At 34.9% G+C, this 16,698-nt stretch carries 12 protein-coding genes and 7 tRNA genes; 7 read left to right on the top strand and 12 right to left on the bottom strand.

All coding sequences use genetic code 11. From position 1 onward, the window contains the following. Positions 1 to 30: 30 nt before the first annotated feature. Both ACQY29_RS01920 and ACQY29_RS01925 read right to left on the bottom strand, forming a co-directional pair. Positions 31 to 501, bottom strand: a complete 471-nt coding sequence (locus tag ACQY29_RS01920; protein WP_428223581.1) for an N-acetyltransferase family protein — start codon at positions 499 to 501, stop codon at positions 31 to 33. 1 nt (position 502) lies between these two features. Continuing rightward, on the bottom strand, positions 503 to 1,324 hold the full coding sequence (locus ACQY29_RS01925) for a M48 family metalloprotease (RefSeq protein ID WP_428223582.1): 822 nt from the start codon (positions 1,322 to 1,324) through the stop codon (positions 503 to 505). A gap of 258 nt (positions 1,325 to 1,582) precedes the next feature. On the opposite strand from ACQY29_RS01925, the gene fbp reads away from it, so the two are divergent. Continuing rightward, on the top strand, positions 1,583 to 2,569 hold the full coding sequence (gene fbp / locus ACQY29_RS01930) for a class 1 fructose-bisphosphatase (protein WP_428223583.1): 987 nt from the start codon (positions 1,583 to 1,585) through the stop codon (positions 2,567 to 2,569). A 202-nt stretch (positions 2,570 to 2,771) separates the two neighbouring features. On the opposite strand, the gene ACQY29_RS01935 is transcribed toward fbp, so the two are convergent. The 8 genes from ACQY29_RS01935 to mutS all read right to left on the bottom strand — a co-directional run bounded on the left by ACQY29_RS01935 (position 2,772) and on the right by mutS (position 7,075). After that, positions 2,772 to 2,842, bottom strand: a tRNA-Gln gene (locus ACQY29_RS01935). A 409-nt stretch (positions 2,843 to 3,251) separates the two neighbouring features. Continuing rightward, positions 3,252 to 3,322 (bottom strand) — tRNA-Gln (locus tag ACQY29_RS01940). Positions 3,323 to 3,803: 481 nt separating this feature from the next. Further along, a tRNA-Leu gene (locus ACQY29_RS01945) sits at positions 3,804 to 3,887 on the bottom strand. Positions 3,888 to 3,904: 17 nt separating this feature from the next. Continuing rightward, positions 3,905 to 3,977 (bottom strand) — tRNA-Gly (locus ACQY29_RS01950). 80 nt (positions 3,978 to 4,057) lie between these two features. Continuing rightward, positions 4,058 to 4,141 (bottom strand) — tRNA-Leu (locus ACQY29_RS01955). A gap of 62 nt (positions 4,142 to 4,203) precedes the next feature. Continuing rightward, positions 4,204 to 4,287: transfer RNA gene (locus tag ACQY29_RS01960), tRNA-Leu, on the bottom strand. Positions 4,288 to 4,304: 17 nt separating this feature from the next. Beyond that, positions 4,305 to 4,377 (bottom strand) — tRNA-Gly (locus ACQY29_RS01965). A 133-nt stretch (positions 4,378 to 4,510) separates the two neighbouring features. Then, positions 4,511 to 7,075: a DNA mismatch repair protein MutS gene (gene mutS, locus ACQY29_RS01970; RefSeq protein ID WP_428225858.1), complete on the bottom strand. Its 2,565-nt coding sequence runs from the start codon at positions 7,073 to 7,075 to the stop codon at positions 4,511 to 4,513. Positions 7,076 to 7,214: 139 nt separating this feature from the next. Between mutS and ACQY29_RS01975 the strand changes: the two genes are divergently transcribed. From ACQY29_RS01975 to ACQY29_RS01985, 3 genes are all read left to right on the top strand, one after another. Continuing rightward, entirely contained in the window at positions 7,215 to 7,748 is a 534-nt protein-coding gene (locus tag ACQY29_RS01975; RefSeq protein ID WP_428223584.1) for a DUF1573 domain-containing protein, read from the top strand. 120 nt (positions 7,749 to 7,868) lie between these two features. Then, positions 7,869 to 8,660, top strand: a complete 792-nt coding sequence (locus tag ACQY29_RS01980) for a hypothetical protein (protein ID WP_428223585.1) — start codon at positions 7,869 to 7,871, stop codon at positions 8,658 to 8,660. A 14-nt stretch (positions 8,661 to 8,674) separates the two neighbouring features. Continuing rightward, positions 8,675 to 9,202 (top strand): RNA methyltransferase, encoded by a 528-nt coding sequence (locus ACQY29_RS01985; RefSeq protein ID WP_428223586.1) that lies wholly within the window; start codon positions 8,675 to 8,677, stop codon positions 9,200 to 9,202. A gap of 78 nt (positions 9,203 to 9,280) precedes the next feature. Here ACQY29_RS01985 and folK read toward each other — a convergent pair whose 3' ends face one another. Next, complete coding sequence (gene folK, locus ACQY29_RS01990; protein ID WP_428223587.1) at positions 9,281 to 10,420, bottom strand: 2-amino-4-hydroxy-6-hydroxymethyldihydropteridine diphosphokinase; 1,140 nt, start codon at positions 10,418 to 10,420, stop codon at positions 9,281 to 9,283. A 172-nt stretch (positions 10,421 to 10,592) separates the two neighbouring features. Between folK and sppA the strand changes: the two genes are divergently transcribed. Both sppA and ACQY29_RS02000 read left to right on the top strand, forming a co-directional pair. Continuing rightward, the gene (sppA, locus tag ACQY29_RS01995; RefSeq protein ID WP_428223588.1) at positions 10,593 to 12,359 is read left to right on the top strand and encodes a signal peptide peptidase SppA; all 1,767 of its coding nucleotides are present in this window, start codon (positions 10,593 to 10,595) and stop codon (positions 12,357 to 12,359) included. A gap of 117 nt (positions 12,360 to 12,476) precedes the next feature. Continuing rightward, a complete protein-coding gene (locus tag ACQY29_RS02000) occupies positions 12,477 to 15,098 on the top strand; it encodes an AsmA-like C-terminal region-containing protein (protein ID WP_428223589.1) in 2,622 nt (873 codons plus the stop codon). A gap of 56 nt (positions 15,099 to 15,154) precedes the next feature. On the opposite strand, the gene ACQY29_RS02005 is transcribed toward ACQY29_RS02000, so the two are convergent. Then, entirely contained in the window at positions 15,155 to 15,949 is a 795-nt protein-coding gene (locus ACQY29_RS02005; RefSeq protein ID WP_428223590.1) for a DUF2797 domain-containing protein, read from the bottom strand. A 136-nt stretch (positions 15,950 to 16,085) separates the two neighbouring features. Here ACQY29_RS02005 and ACQY29_RS02010 point away from each other — a divergent pair, with 136 nt between their 5' ends. Beyond that, positions 16,086 to 16,694 (top strand): N-acetylmuramoyl-L-alanine amidase family protein, encoded by a 609-nt coding sequence (locus ACQY29_RS02010; protein ID WP_428223591.1) that lies wholly within the window; start codon positions 16,086 to 16,088, stop codon positions 16,692 to 16,694. The last annotated feature ends 4 nt before the right edge of the window (positions 16,695 to 16,698 follow it).

The following is a 16,698-nucleotide window of genomic DNA, read 5'->3' on the forward strand; positions in this document are numbered from 1 at the left end:
TAAAGAGCAATAAATTAATCAAGAAACATATTATTGATTTAAAAAATCTTGCATACCATTTTCATCCATTTGCGCCACACGCCAATCATCAAACACTTTAGCTCCTGTTTTTTCATAAAAGTCAATTGCAGAAGTATTCCAATCTAAAACATTCCACTCAATTCGACGCACACCATCAAGTTCACCTTGCTTTATTATTTCTTTATACAAAGCAAAACCAGCACCAGTACCACGCCTATGTTCGGTTACTATCAGATCTTCCAAATGAATTGTTTTGCCTTTCCAGGTTGAATAACGATAGTAATACAAAGCCATTCCTATAATTTCACCTGCTATTTCAGCAATAAAAGTATAAAACAGAGGATGATCACCAAAACCATCACGTTCTAAATCTGAAACTGTAACCACAACTGCCTCTGGCTCTTTTTCATAAACAGCAAGTTCCTGAATCAATCGCAGAACCGCTTTCATATCTTCCTTTCTACCTCTTCGAATCAGCATCTTATTTCTTCTTCTTAACAGGTGTAGCTTTTTTCAATTGACGCACATACGGCTTATACAAACCGTCTGCTTCTGCTCTTTGTTTAGCCATTGCAGCTCTATCGGCTGGATCTGGATGCGAACTCATAATACGAGATAAAAAACCAGAATCAGCACCTTTACTTAAACCAGCCAATATAGTGAAAGCTGATTCAACAGCATTAACATTATAACCGTGTTTTTTCATAAACTCATACGAAAACATATCTGCTTCCGATTCTTGTTTTCTACTATGTCTACTATCCAACATAGCATTACCAATTTTACCCAAAGAACTTTCACTGATTTCAGAAACACCTTTTACTTGTGATCCTACAGCATCCATCAATGCTTCTTTTTGATAAGCCGCACGGATAGCATCTCTTGTATCTTGATTTACCACATGACCAATTTCATGACCAATTACCGCCAAAACTTCATTATCATCCATAACATCTAAAAGCCCTTGAAAAACACGAACACTCCCGTCAGCACAAGCAAAAGCATTTACTTCTTTAACTTTATAAACTTTAAAATTCAATATTAATCCACTTTCTGTTTTATGCTTCCCAAACAACTTATTTAAACGCAACGTATATGAATCTTTAGGCCCCGCAATTGGGTTTTCTTTATCCATTTTTTCAACAGAAGCTTTAGATAAAGCCGCAGCATCTTCATTAGAGAATGTAAAACCAGCAACCCCCTTTTGTAATGCTCCTAAAGCTTTTTCTCCTAAATTTATTTGAGAGTGCATGCTCAATGGCATCAAACACAAAAGTCCTAATACAATTTTAACTTGTTTCATAGTTTTAAAATTTATTTATTAAAAATCATAAACATTACTATTTTCTACAGCAATACAAGCTGTAGCCTATTACATTTTGATTGTTACAATTATACAACAATTCACTAACAAAGATAATAGAACTTTTAACGAAACCCCAACACCAATACCCTTAAAATATTTCTACAGAAAAACAATCCTTTATTAATTACCAGAATGCAAAAGATTATTTAAAAAATAAATCACATCTTTGCATAACTAACTACATAGATTGACAAAATGGAAGAACGCAACAGAACTCTTGGCGAATTTATCATTGAAAAACAAAACGACTTCCAATATACTTCGGGAGAATTATCAAAAATCATAAATGCAATACGATTAGCTGCTAAAGTAGTAAATCACAAAGTTACTCAGGCTGGACTTGTAGATATAGTAGGCGCAGCAGGTGATACCAATATACAAGGAGAAGACCAACAAAAACTAGATGTTTATGCTAACGATGTCTTTATCCAAACCTTAACTAATAGAGAAATTGTATGCGGTATTGCAAGTGAAGAAAACGATGATTTTATTACAATTGCTGGCGCAGACAATAGTCATAGTAATAAATATGTTGTGTTAATGGATCCTTTAGACGGATCTTCAAACATAGATGTAAACGTATCTGTAGGTACAATATTTTCGGTTTACAGACGCATTACCCCTGTAGGAACTCCTGTACAATTGGAAGACTTCCTGCAACCAGGGACTGAGCAAGTAGCTGCTGGATATGTAATTTACGGAACCTCAACTATGCTGGTCTACACTACAGGAAATGGTGTAAATGGATTCACGCTTAACCCTGCAATCGGAACTTTTTACTTATCGCATCCGAATATGCAATTCTCTAAAGATGGAAAAATTTACTCAACAAACGAAGGAAATTACAAACATTTCCCTCAAGGTGTAAAAGATTATCTAAAATATTGTCAAACGGAAGAATACACTTCACGTTATATCGGAAGTTTAGTTGCCGATTTCCATAGAAATATGATCAAAGGAGGAATTTACATATATCCTTCTACAGCTAAAGCCCCTAATGGAAAATTACGATTACTATACGAATGTAACCCAATGGCATTTTTAACAGAACAAGCTGGAGGAAAAGCATCAGATGGCAAACAACGCATCATGGAGATTAAACCAACAGAACTACACCAAAGAGCACCTTTATTTTGCGGAAGTTCAAATATGGTTACAAAAGCCGAAGAATTCATGCAGTAATATTTACTGCTTTCAAAATCATCCTAAACCGTCATAACCTGACGGTTTTTTTATTCACAGAAGTATCGAAAAGATATTAATAATTAAAAAAACAAAATCATAATCACAAAACAGGTATGTCTCTTTTCTTTTATCACTTTAACATACAACAATATTAAAATATATGAAAATAAAAAAGCTCTGATTCCTCAGAGCTTTTTTGTTGGTCCACTAGGACTCGAACCTAGAAAGACGGCACCAAAAACCGTAGTGTTACCATTACACCATGGACCATTAAACCTGCTCTACTTGCGTATTGCGAGTGCAAATATAAAACATTTCTTTTGTTATAAACAAATCAAATTTACATTTTTTTGTTCCCTACATTAGCTTACCAAATTCAAAAAAACAACAACTTCTGAATCACAAAGCACTACACCACTACCAATCAAACAATTAGAACTTATTTCGCTTTAAAAATGCTATTCAAAAATTCAACAACTTTACTAAAGGCAATTTCTCTTTATCCTCCCTTAACACATTCCCTTTTCACCATACGCTATATAGATAATAAATTCAACGAAATAAAACCTATATAACTAAAACAGTTTGCAATTTCAAACATCTTTTCCCTATCATAATAGATCACAAAAGACAAAACTTTAATCCACAAAAAAAGCTCTGATTCCTCAGAGCTTTTTTGTTGGTCCACTAGGACTCGAACCTAGAAAGACGGCACCAAAAACCGTAGTGTTACCATTACACCATGGACCATTAAACCTGCTATACTTGCGTATTGCGAGTGCAAATATAAAACATTTCTTTTATTATAAACAAATCAAACTTGTTCTTTTTTAGACAATTTCACCATCAAATTAACAACAAACTCAGTATCAAACATAAAAGATTTAAAAAAAATAAATTTCCAGTATCAAGAAATCAAAAAAAGCTAAAAACAACAAAAAATCTCAAGATAAAAAGATTAAGAATCTCAATAGTTTAAAAAACATGAAACAAAAGAACTCAAACTACTTACCAACAAGAAACACCATAATAAACCACCACACACTTGGTAGCCCCAATAACAAACATTCACAAGACCTTACAAACCTTGAACACTAACAACACACAATATCAAACCCAAATACCAGTCTATCGAATACAAAAAGAAACTAAGAAACAATTATAAAATACTATTTTCAAAACAAGAAAGATTAAAAGAAAAAAGCTCCTCATCAAAGATAAGGAGCTTTTGTACTCAAGGCGGGACTTGAACCCGCACGAACTAATGTTCACTGGATTTTAAGTCCAGCGTGTCTACCAATTCCACCACTCGAGCGTTAATTTTGTAGTAAGAGCGAAAAACGGGGTTCGAACCCGCGACCTCAACCTTGGCAAGGTTGCGCTCTACCAACTGAGCTATTTTCGCAGTTTTTTTTGATTTCAACTAATTAAAATCAAAACTTAATTTCACCATGTAAGACTATCCGTTTTTACCAGAGTAATTTGTACTCAAGGCGGGACTTGAACCCGCACGAACTAATGTTCACTGGATTTTAAGTCCAGCGTGTCTACCAATTCCACCACTCGAGCAGATATTTTATTGAACAGTCTATTTTTGAACGTTAAGAAGTTTCTAATTCTAAGAAACTTTGTACTCAAGGCGGGACTTGAACCCGCACGAACTAATGTTCACTGGATTTTAAGTCCAGCGTGTCTACCAATTCCACCACTCGAGCGTTAATTTTGTAGTAAGAGCGAAAAACGGGGTTCGAACCCGCGACCTCAACCTTGGCAAGGTTGCGCTCTACCAACTGAGCTATTTTCGCATTCTTTTAAAGAACTTTGCTTTACTTCCGTATTGCGAGTGCAAATATACAACAAGAATCGATTTCTGCAAGTGTTTAGAATCAAAAAAAAACAACTTTTTTACAATTTATTAAAACACAGTTCTTTAAAAATTTATTTTTTTACCAGCATCCGTTTAATTTCATTCAATTTCATTAATGCTTCTACTGGTGTTAATGTATTTATATCTAAATTTACAATCTCTTCCTTGATTTCTTCTAACAAAGGGTCATCCATATTAAAGATACTCAACTGCATTTCCTCTTGACTTCCTACGCCACTCAATACTTCTCCAGAATGATTTTTTTCTAATTTCTTTAAAATTTTACCCGCCTTTTGAATCACTGTTTGGGGCATCCCAGCCATTTTTGCTACATGAATACCGAAACTATGTGCGCTACCTCCTTTTTCCAACTTACGAATAAAAAGTACGGTATCTTTTAATTCTTTTACTGATACATTATAATTTTGAATACGAGGCATGGTTTCGGTCATCTCGTTTAGCTCATGATAGTGCGTTGCAAATAAGGTTTTAGGTTGCGCTGGATTTTCATGCAAAAATTCAGCAATTGCCCATGCAATCGAAACACCATCGTACGTACTCGTTCCACGGCCAATTTCATCTAACAACACCAAACTCCTATCAGAAATATTATTCAATATGGAAGCGGTTTCATTCATTTCCACCATAAAAGTCGATTCTCCCATCGAAATATTATCGCTTGCCCCTACACGAGTAAAGATTTTATCTACTACTCCCATAGTAACAGCTTCTGCAGGGACAAAACTCCCCATTTGCGCTAACAAAACGATAAGCGCTGTTTGACGCAGAATTGCAGACTTACCCGACATATTAGGCCCCGTTATCATAATCACTTGTTGCGCATCTCTATCCAAATACACATCGTTAGCAATATACGGCACTCCAATAGGCAATTGCTTTTCGATAACTGGATGACGTCCATTTTTTATATCCAATGCATACGAATCATTAATTTCTGGACATATATAATTTTGGTCGATGGCTTGTTGTGCAAAAGAAGCTAAACAATCCAACTGCGCAACCAAATTCGCATTATGTTGCACGGGCTTAATATACGTAGCCACCCATGCCACTAACTGCTCAAACAATTGCGTTTCTAATTGGTGGATTTTTTCCTCAGCACCCAAAATTTTGGCTTCATATTCTTTAAGCTCCTCCGTAATATAACGCTCCGCGTTTACTAAGGTTTGCTTGCGAATCCATTCCGTGGGGACTTTATCCTTGTGCGTATTTCGAACTTCTATATAATATCCAAAGACATTATTAAAAGAAATCTTAAGCGAAGGAATTCCCGTAGCTTCAGACTCTCTTTTTTCAATCGCTTCTAAAAACTCCTTACCAGTATTGGAAATATTTCGCAATTCATCTAATTCTTCATTGATTCCAAAAGCAATCGCATTTCCTTTATTGATAGCAACAGGCGCGTCTTGATTTAAGGTTTTCAAAATCTTTTCGCGTAGCAAATCACACGCATGTAAGCTATCCCCAATAACTTTTACCGCTTCTTGCGGACTTTTTAATGCCAATTCTTTTATCGGCACTATGGCATCTAACGACTCACGCAAATACACCAATTCTCTTGGTGAAATACGTCCCGCAGCTACCTTAGAAATCAAACGCTCTAAATCGGATATTTGTTTGATTTGATGCTGTATCTGGAATAAAATTTCTTGATTTTCTTTTAAATACGCCACTACTTGATGACGCCCTTTGATTTTATTTATATCCTTTAAAGGTAAAGCCAACCAACGCTTTAACAATCGTCCGCCCATAGGCGAAAGCGTCTTATCAATAACATCTAATAACGTTACCGCATTAGGATTGTAGCTATGATACAATTCTAAATTACGAATCGTAAATCGGTCCATCCATACATAAGCATCTTCTGCAATACGATGAATGGAAGTAATATGCTGTATTCTATTGTGTTGGGTTTCTGACAAATAGTACAAAATAGCTCCCGAAGCAATAATTCCGTGCGCTAGTTCTTCAATTCCAAAACCTTTTAAGGAATTCGTCTGAAAATGATTGGTCAAACTTTCAACCGCATAATCTTCTTTATAAATCCAATCTTCTAAATAAAACGCATGAAAATTATCTCCAAACTGTTCAAGGAAATCTTTTTTATTTTGCTTAGGAACTAAAATTTCGCTCGGACTAAAGTTCTGCAATAGTTTATCAACATATTCCGCATTTCCTTCCGAAGTTAAAAACTCGCCCGTTGACACGTCCAAGAAAGCAACACCCAAATTTTTCTTACCAAAGAAAACCGAAGCCAAGAAATTATTTGATTTAGAAACCAAAACCTCATCGTTCATAGAAACACCAGGCGTTACTAATTCGGTAACTCCTCGTTTCACAATCGTTTTAGTCATTTTAGGGTCTTCTAATTGGTCGCAAATAGCCACGCGCAAACCCGCTTTTACCAATTTAGGCAAATAAGTATTCAACGAATGATGTGGAAAACCCGCCAAAGCTGTTTCACTTTCTGTCCCACTTCCTCTTTTCGTCAAAGTAATTCCTAAAATTTTAGAAGCGCGAACGGCATCATCTCCAAATGTTTCATAAAAATCTCCTACACGAAATAACAAACAAGCATCAGGGTATTTAGCCTTGATTTCATTGTATTGCTTCATTAAAGGAGTTTCCTTCGGTGCTTTTGCTTTAGTTGACAAAACGTTAATTTTTTTGATTATTGGCGACGAATTTACTTATTTTGGCGCAATATTTGAGTAAATATTTATACATTTGTATATAACTAATTAGATATCAATTATGAAAAGAGTTATACTAGTAGTAGCTGCATTGGCTTTCTTAGGAAACCTAGACGCTACAGCTCAAGAAAAAACAAAAAAAGCAAAGAAAGAAGCAACTAAAGAAGTTGCTAAAAAAGCAGAAACTCCAAAATATGAAGTTACTAAAGTTGATGCTTCAAAAGTTGGTGGACCAGTTATGTTTGTAGAAAACGAAACCATTGACTATGGTACTATCGAACAAGGTGCTGATGGAAAAAGAGAATTCGTTATCGTAAACAAAGGTACTGAACCTTTAATCATCACTAATGCACAAGGTTCTTGCGGTTGTACGGTACCTTCTTTCCCTAAAGAACCAATTGCTCCAGGAGCTAAAGCGGTAATTGGTGTTAAGTATGACACGAACCGCCCAGGAGCGATTAGCAAATCAGTTACGGTAACTACAAATGTTAAAGACAATCCAACTAAAATCCTTTTCATTAAAGGAATGGTTAATGCAAAACCTGCACCTGCAAGTCCATTAGAAGCTAAACCTAACGGACCTACAGTTCAATAACATATAAAAACATAATTTTAAGCTCTCTTTACGAGAGCTTTTTTATTTATGCGCTATTTCTTCCTTTTCATATTTCTACTCAATTTCTCAGGATTTAGTCAAACCAAAAGCAAACTGAAATTGAAAAAGTTCAAAGTTGCTTCCATCGAAGCTCCTCTGTATGAGACTTCGGGCTTAGCCTCTTCCCAGAATATCCTTTTCAGTATAAATGATGGTGGCAATCCGAGTCATTTATACACACTTGATAGCATTGGAAAAATTATTCAAACAATAACTTTACCTTTCCCCAACACCGATTGGGAAGCTATTACTACTGACGACCACTCCTTATATATAGGTGATTTTGGAAATAATTCTGGAAAACGAGACGTATTTACAATTTTTAAAATAAAAACTCCAACGGATAGCACCGCTACTTTTAGTAAAATCCGTTTTACATATCAAAATCAAACCGACAATCTCACACCTTATCAACACGATTTTGATTGCGAAGCCATGGTATATCACAACCAGCAAATTCACATTTTCACAAAAAACTGGCTATCAAATACGACTACGCATTATAGTCTTTCATCATTATCAACTGATGTACAAAATCTACAAGCTTTAGAAAACTATGCTACAAATTATTTGGTCACTGATGCCTACATCCATCAAAACACACTTTACCTCATAGGCTATACTCGTAGCGGAAGTTGTTTTTTATCATCTTTTGAACTGGAAGACGGAAAACTCTTTTTTTCAAAACCATTAAAAAAACACCGACTAGGTTCGGTTTTAAAACTAGGACAAATAGAAGGCATCACAGCCACAGACCAAGGTTTATATATTTCCGCTGAAGGAATTAAAAAAAGTTTCCTCAACATCAAACCCACACTCTATTTCATTCCCTTTTCCGCTTTAAAAGATTAATGTACCTTTGCACCATGAGAAAAATTGAAAATAGCGAATTAGAACGCAAGACGGTTGAAGAGTTTAAAGTGGCAGATAAAACCCCTATCATCATTGTTTTAGACGATATTCGAAGTTTACACAACATTGGTTCGGTATTCAGAACCAGCGATGCCTTTTTAATCGAAAAAATATATTTATGTGGCATTACAGCTACACCTCCCAATAAGGAAATCAACAAAACAGCTTTAGGCGCAACGGACACGGTGGCTTGGGAATATCAAAAAGATGTATTACAAGTCATTCAAAATTTAAAAGAAGAGCAAGTAGCAGTATATGCCATTGAACAAGTGGAAAATGCTATTTTTCTAGACAATTTTAAAACAGAAGCAAATAAACGATACGCTATTGTTTTTGGAAATGAAGTTTTCGGGGTCAATCAGGAGGCCGTTAAACTATGTGACGGTGCAATTGAAATCCCTCAATTAGGAACCAAACACTCCTTAAATGTTTCTGTAACCGCTGGAATTGTAGTTTGGGATTTGTTTTGTAAACTAAAATAAGAAAGATTATTTGATTTTTAGATTTCTTAGACGTTTAGACTAATCTAACAATCTAACCATCTAAGAAGTCTAAGTAGTCTATTTTGTATTCAATTTTGAGTGTATTTGTTCCAATATAGACACATAATCCTCTTGGCGTTTTACAAAATCATAATCAGAAACATCAATAATTAAGACGTTTAAATTCAATTGGGTTTTAATAAAATCCAAATAACCTTTATTGATTTTATCTAAATATTCTGCAGGAATTTCTTGCTCGTAACTACGCCCACGTTTCTTGATATTTTTGAGTAACCTATCTGTATTTTGATACAAATACACATACAAATCGGGCTTAGGCATTTCTTTATAAATGATATCAAAAAGCGTTTTGTACAAACGAAATTCATCCTCTTGCAAAGTAACTTTGGCAAAAATCAAAGACTTAAAAATATGATAATCTGCCACTACAAAATCGGCAAACAAATCAAATTGCGATAAATCATCTGCTAATTGCTGATACCTATCTGCCAAAAACGACATCTCTAAAGGAAAAGCATATCGATTTTGGTCTTTATAAAATTTTGGCAAAAATGGATTATCTGCAAAACGTTCTAAAACCAGCTTAGCATTAAAATCCTCTGATAATTTTGTAGCCAAAGTAGTTTTACCAGCACCTATATTCCCTTCAATAGCAATATAATTCACCGTATTGATATGCCCTAATTGCATAGGCGAAGTTAATTCGCTTACTACTTCACATGGACTTTCATCAGTACAATCTTGCAAAAGTTGCGCTACTTTTTTATGTAATACAGGATGTTCCCAATCCAATTTCAAGTCTGCCATAGGTTGCAACACAAACCTTCTATCCTGCATGTGTGGATGCGGAATGTGCAAATGCTCGGTGTTGACTATTTGGTTTTCGTAGGAAACAATGTCAACATCTATCAAACGCGCTTCATATCCTAAGGTTTTTTTACGTGTACGTCCTAATTCCTTTTCAATAGAAGAAATTTTTCTAAGAATTTGTTCGGGTGTAAATGCCGTATGCACTAAAACCGCACAATTATAAAAAGCGTCACTTTCAAACCCCCAAGCAGGAGTTTCATACAACTTAGAAACACGCAGAACCAATCCAATTCGCTGATGAATTTGTTGGATACAATTGGAAATATGCTCAAGACGATTCCCTTGATTACTACCTAATGAAAGTACAACTTTTTTCTGCATGCTCATAAAGGGCAAAGTAACTAAAAAGAATTGGAGAATAGAAGTATATTTGCGCTGGTGTTGATAACTTCTTTGCAAGAAACAAAGCTTCAGAGCTTTCTCACAAAAACAAAACACTTTCCTGTTTTTTGTAACAATTTATTTCAAAACACTACTAATCTTAAAAATGATTATTAAAATGAACTTTTTAAAAAATGTATTAGCAACCATAGTAGGTTTATTTACTTTCTGTTTTATATGCTTTTTTGGAATCATCCTAATAGGCGCCTTATTTGGCGGAGAAGATAAAATTGAAGTAAAAGAAAATTCTGTTTTAGAATTAAACTTAGAACGCGTAAAAGAAGATTACGGAGGAAAATTCAACTACGAAGACATGCCGTTTTTGAATGAAAAAGGAGCAGGTGAAGGATTAATTGATATTTTAAATGCGATTGAAAAAGCAAAATCGGATGACAATATCAAAGGAATTTCGATTTTAAACAATACTTTACACTTAGGTGTAGCGCAAACCAAAGCCTTGCGTGACCAATTAGAAGATTTTAAAAAATCTGGAAAATTCGTCTTATCGTATGGAAATGTAATTTCTCAAAAAGAATACTACTTAAATTCTGTAGCCAACAAAGTGTATTTGAACCCTGTAGGTGATTTAGAATTCAAAGGTTTATCCAGCGAAGTAATGTATTTCAAAGATTTCCAAGATAAAACAGGTATCAAAATGGAAGTAATTCGCCACGGAAAATACAAAAGTGCGGTGGAACCTTTCTTAACTAATACGATGAGCCCTGAAAACCGTGACCAAATTAGCACATTTTTAAATTCCATTTGGGGTTCAGTGGTCGCTGATATTGCTAAATCGAGAAACATTCCTGTTGAAAAATTGAACGCAATTGCAACCGACTTATTAGCTCGTACACCTGAAATGGCTAAAGCAAACCATTTAGTGGATGTGGTAGCTTATGAAGATGTATATCACAACGATATCAAAAAACGCCTAGAAGTGGCTGATGACGAAGATTACAACAAAATTGATGTGTTGGATTATTCAAAAGAAGTTGCTAAATCTGAAGAATTTGCACTAGGAGAGAAAATTGCCATAATTTATGCGCAAGGCGAAATTGGTTCAGGAGAAGGTGATGTGAACACGGTAGGAGAAGGTTCTATGAATCGTGCCTTAAAAGAAGCTCGTGAGGATGAAGACATCAAAGCTATAGTTTTACGTGTGAACAGCCCTGGAGGTAGTGCGTTAACCTCAGATTTAATCTGGAGAGAAATCGAATTGACCAAAAAAGTAAAACCAGTGGTGGTTTCTATGGGGAATTTAGCTGCATCTGGAGGGTATTACATTTCTTGTAACGCAAATAAAATTTTCGCGGAAGAAAGTACTATTACAGGTTCCATCGGTGTTTTTGGTATGTTACCTAACTTGTCACAAGTAAGCGACCGTTATGGCATTAATACCGAAACTGTGGAAACACACAAAAATGCAGCGGGCTACAGCGTGTTTGAACCTATAGATGAAGATTTCAGAAACTTTACACAAGAAAGTGTAGAAACCATTTACAAAACCTTTGTAAACCGTGTAGCTACAGGTCGTAAAATGACCTTTGCTCAAGTTGATGCTTTAGCACAGGGGCGTGTATGGAGTGGCAAAGATGCTTTAAGAATAGGATTAGTTGACAAAATAGGCGGTTTAGACGACGCTATCGCTTATGCTGCTGGTTTGGCTAAAGTTAAAGATTACAGTACCGTATCGTACCCTGAATATGAAAAAAGTTTCTTCGAAGAGTTAGAAGAAAGTGGTTTTGTAAGCTTATTCAAAACCCGCGAAGCTTTGTTAAAAGAGCAATTGGGAGAAGAAGGCTTAGAAATGGTAAATCAAATCAAACGCATGAACAGTCGTAAAGGGATGCAAGTGATTATGCCTTATGAATTAAAGATAAATTAACAAAAATTTCTACAATCTTAAAATCCGTTTTGGCAACAAGACGGATTTTTTTTGTGTAATTTTGTAAGAAAAGCGGAATAATTTTTGATTCGATAATTCCATAAAAGCATTCAAAAAATGAAAAAGAAAATTCTAATCGGTCTTGGCGCTACACTTGTTACTCTAGCTGGGGTTTTAGTGAGCATTCCTTTGTTTTTCCAAGACACCATCAAGGAAAAAATTAAAGAAACCATCAATGAAAAGGTAAACGCCAAAGTATCCTTTACGGATGCCGATTTGAGTTTATTTAAAAGCTTCCCAAAAGCCAATATTACATTAGAAAAATTTGTCATCATTAATAACGCACCTTTTGAAGGGGATACTTTAGTCGCTTTTGACGAACTAAATTTAGAAATGGCTATTAACGAGCTCTGGAAAGACAAAAAAGACCCGATGTCTTTGGAAGCAATTTCTGTAAAAAATGGACAAGCTAATATTTTATTTAATAAAGACGGCATTGGAAATTTTGATATTGCCAAAAAGGATGAACAAACGCCTACTGAAGAAAAAAAGAGCGAACCTTTTTCAATGAACATCAAAAATTATGCGCTTGAAAATTTCCGTTTTAAATACTATGACGAACGTTCGAAAATCAAAATGGTTTTAGATAGTATTAACCACGAAGGTAAAGGAGATTTCGGTACTCAAAAATTAGATTTAGACACCAAATCTACAGCCAAAGTATCTATTGATATGGATAAAACCAATTATATGAATCATGTTTCTGTGGCTCTTGATGCGGTTTTAGGTATAGATTTAGCACAAAACAAATACACATTCAAACAAAACAAAGCGAAAATCAACGAGCTCCCTTTAGAATTTGACGGTTTTATTAAAATGGCTGAAGACGGACAAGAGTATGATTTGACTTTTAAAACGCCGACCTCTTCTTTCAAAAACTTTTTAGGTTTAGTTCCTGCTCAATATTCGGGTAATTTAGAAACGGTGAAAACCTCTGGTGATTTTTCTGTAAATGGAAAAGTAAAAGGAAAATTAACCGACCATTTAATCCCTACCTTCAACATTGCCATTGCTTCTAACAATGCCTCGTTCCAATATCCTGATTTACCAAAATCGGTTCAAAATATTGTGATTGATACTAAAATCATAAATGATAGTGGTGCCATGACGGATACTTATGTAAATTTAGACAAGTTATCGTTTCAAATTGACCAAGATGTATTTAATGCAAAAGCTTCTATTAAAAACATTATGTCAAATGCCTTAGTTGATGCCGCTTTACAAGGAACTATCAATTTGGGTAATTTTACTAAAGCCTATCCCGTAAAACTGGACAAGCCATTATCAGGAATACTTAAGGCAGATATTACCACTAAGTTTGATATGCAAGCCGTGGAAAAAAACCAGTACGAAAAAATACAAAATGCGGGTACGCTAAGTCTAACAGGTTTTAATTATGCAGGTCCTGAAATGGCAAAACCCGTACAGGTAAATTTAGCACAAGTGGCATTTAACAATAGCCAAATCAAATTGAACCAGCTGGATATGAAAACGGGACAATCGGATATTAAAGCTAATGGAACCCTAGAAAATTTCTATGGATTTATTTTCCGAAAACAAACCTTGAAAGGAAATTTCAATTTGAATTCAAACCAGTTTCTAGTGGCTGACTTTATGGCGCCAACGCCTGTAAATAAATCGGCAACAACAAATACTTCAACATCAGCAAGCGGAAGTAATAAAAAACCAGCTACTAAAAAAGAAGCCGTAAAAATTCCTGCCTTTTTAGATTGCACCATAAATACTAAAGCTTCGACAGTAGTGTATGATAATTTGAACTTGAAAAATGTTTCGGGTAAAATGATAATTCGCAATGAAGCCGTACAATTACAAGATATTAAAACCAATATTTTTGATGGCATCATTGGCTTTAACGGTTTGGTTTCTACTAAAGGAAATGTCCCTACATTCAACATGAATTTAAATCTAAACAAAGTGGATATCGCTAAGTCATTTACCCAATTAGAAATGTTGAAAAAAATTGCACCAATTGCTGGTGTGGTTTCGGGCAAACTAAACTCTAACATCAAATTGAATGGAAATTTAGATGCTATAGAAATGACTCCTGATTTAAAAAGCTTAACAGGGGATTTACTAGGGCAGCTATTGGCTACTTCGATCAATTCAAGCAATTCGCAAACACTAACAGCTTTGACCTCCGAGTTGAAATTTTTAGATTTTAAAAAATTAAATTTAAATGATCTTAAAGCCGCCCTTACTTTTGAAAAAGGCCGTGTAGTTGTCAAACCATTCAAAGTAAAATATCAGGATATAGTAGCTGAAGTGGGTGGGACTCATGGTTTTGATCAAAACATGAATTACAATATCAAGCTTGATGTACCTGCTAAATATTTGGGTGGAGATGCTAATAAAATTCTAGCAAAACTTTCAACTGCTGAAATGGCTAAGATTGAAAGTATTCCTTTAACGGCGTTAATGACTGGTAATTTCAAATCCCCAAAAGTCACTACCGATTTAAAGCAAGCTACTGCAAATTTAGCGGTACAAGTAGCTAAAGCACAAAAAGACAAATATTTAAACCAAGGTGCTGATGCTTTGTCAAATATTTTAGGAGGTGGCAAGAAAAAAGACTCTACCAAAACAAGCGATCCCAAAAAAGACGCTATAAAAAATACAGCTAATCAGGTTTTAGAAGGTTTGTTTGGCAAGAAGAAATAACAACAAAAAAAACCTGTCGTGATTTTCGACAGGTTTTTTTTATTTGCGCATGCCAATCAAAGTGAAATCCTTACCACATACCCCTCATAGGTACGCACATTAAAAACTGTACCATCTTCAAAAATAAGATACTGCCCTTTCACCCCTTTTAAAACCCCAGAAAAAGCAGGCGTTTTTTCAAGATTCAAACTTGTAACTTTTTTAGGATATTCCAGTACAGGATATTGCAATTGATATAAATCCTGACTTTCAGGATGAAAATACGCTTTTACTTCATCAGGCAATGCTTGTAGCAATCCGTTACGCTCCGCAATCAAATCCACTTCAGGAACCTCATTCTTTAACATTTTTTGCCAATGTGTTTTATCTGCGTACAAATTTTTCAAAGCGACCTCTGTAATTCCTGCCAAATAGCGATTAGGCACTTCAACGATAGGAATAGCCTGCACAGCACCTTGGTCAATCCATCGTGTCGGCACTTGTGTTTTACGGGTTACTCCTACTTTTACTTCACTGGATAAGGCTAAATACACAATATGTGGTTGCAATTGCACTTTCTTTTCATAATCTAAATCACGGTCTTCAATATCCAAATGTGCTGTACTCAATTCGGGTTTCATTATCCAATCTCCTACCGAAGGACTACTCATAAAACAGTCATAACAACAACCCTGTCTAAAAATTTTCTTTGGCTTACCACATTCCAAGCATTGATACCCTTGATGGATAATTTCCAACGGCTTCCCTAACAATTGATTAAGATGTAAAAAAGCATTTTCGAAAACCAAATAATACTCAATTGGTTGCGCAAATTCAGTTTGCATTTTGGTTAAAACCCCTTCGTATTGCATGTAGATTTTTTATTTTAGATATTAAATTTTAGATTATTTTGTTATTTTTGAAAAGACTGTAAAGTTAAATCTAATTTAATTACAAGTTAAATCAAAATTCGGAAAACTGAAAGCTAAAATCTAAACCCAATTTATCATGAAAAAAATTATCTTATCACTATTACTTGTTTCTACACTGGGGATCATGTCTTTCGAATCCTATACTAAAAAGACGAGAGTACTTATTGATTTAGGTCATGGTGGAGAAGATTTTGGCGGAAAGATTAATGATCATTTAGAAAAAGACATCGTTGCCAAAATAGGAACTAAAATAGAACAGCTAAACACAAATTCTGAAATCGAAATCCATTTTACACGTACAGAAGACAAGCAATTAAGTTTGACATCACGAGTAGAATTAATCAAAAACCTACATCCTGATTTAGTCATTTCGTTACACACTAACGCGAACCAAGACACGACAAAATCAGGTATCGAATGTTTTATTTCAAAAAACGAAAACCACGTCTCTGAAAAATCATTACAATTAGCTCAAAACTTATTGACCGAATTCGAGAATAAAATGAGTTTAAGGAGCTTGGGTGTACACAAAGCCCCCTTCTTAATCCTTAATAAAAGTGAAGTCCCTACCATGCTTGTTGAACTTGGTTATTTGAGTAACAAAAATGATGCAACGTACCTTACTTCCGAAGAGGGACAGGAAATGATTGCTAAAACTTTATTAAATTATCTTTCAAAAATTTAATTTT

This window comes from Flavobacterium sp. (assembly GCF_965262375.1).
Lineage (GTDB): Bacteria > Bacteroidota > Bacteroidia > Flavobacteriales > Flavobacteriaceae > Flavobacterium.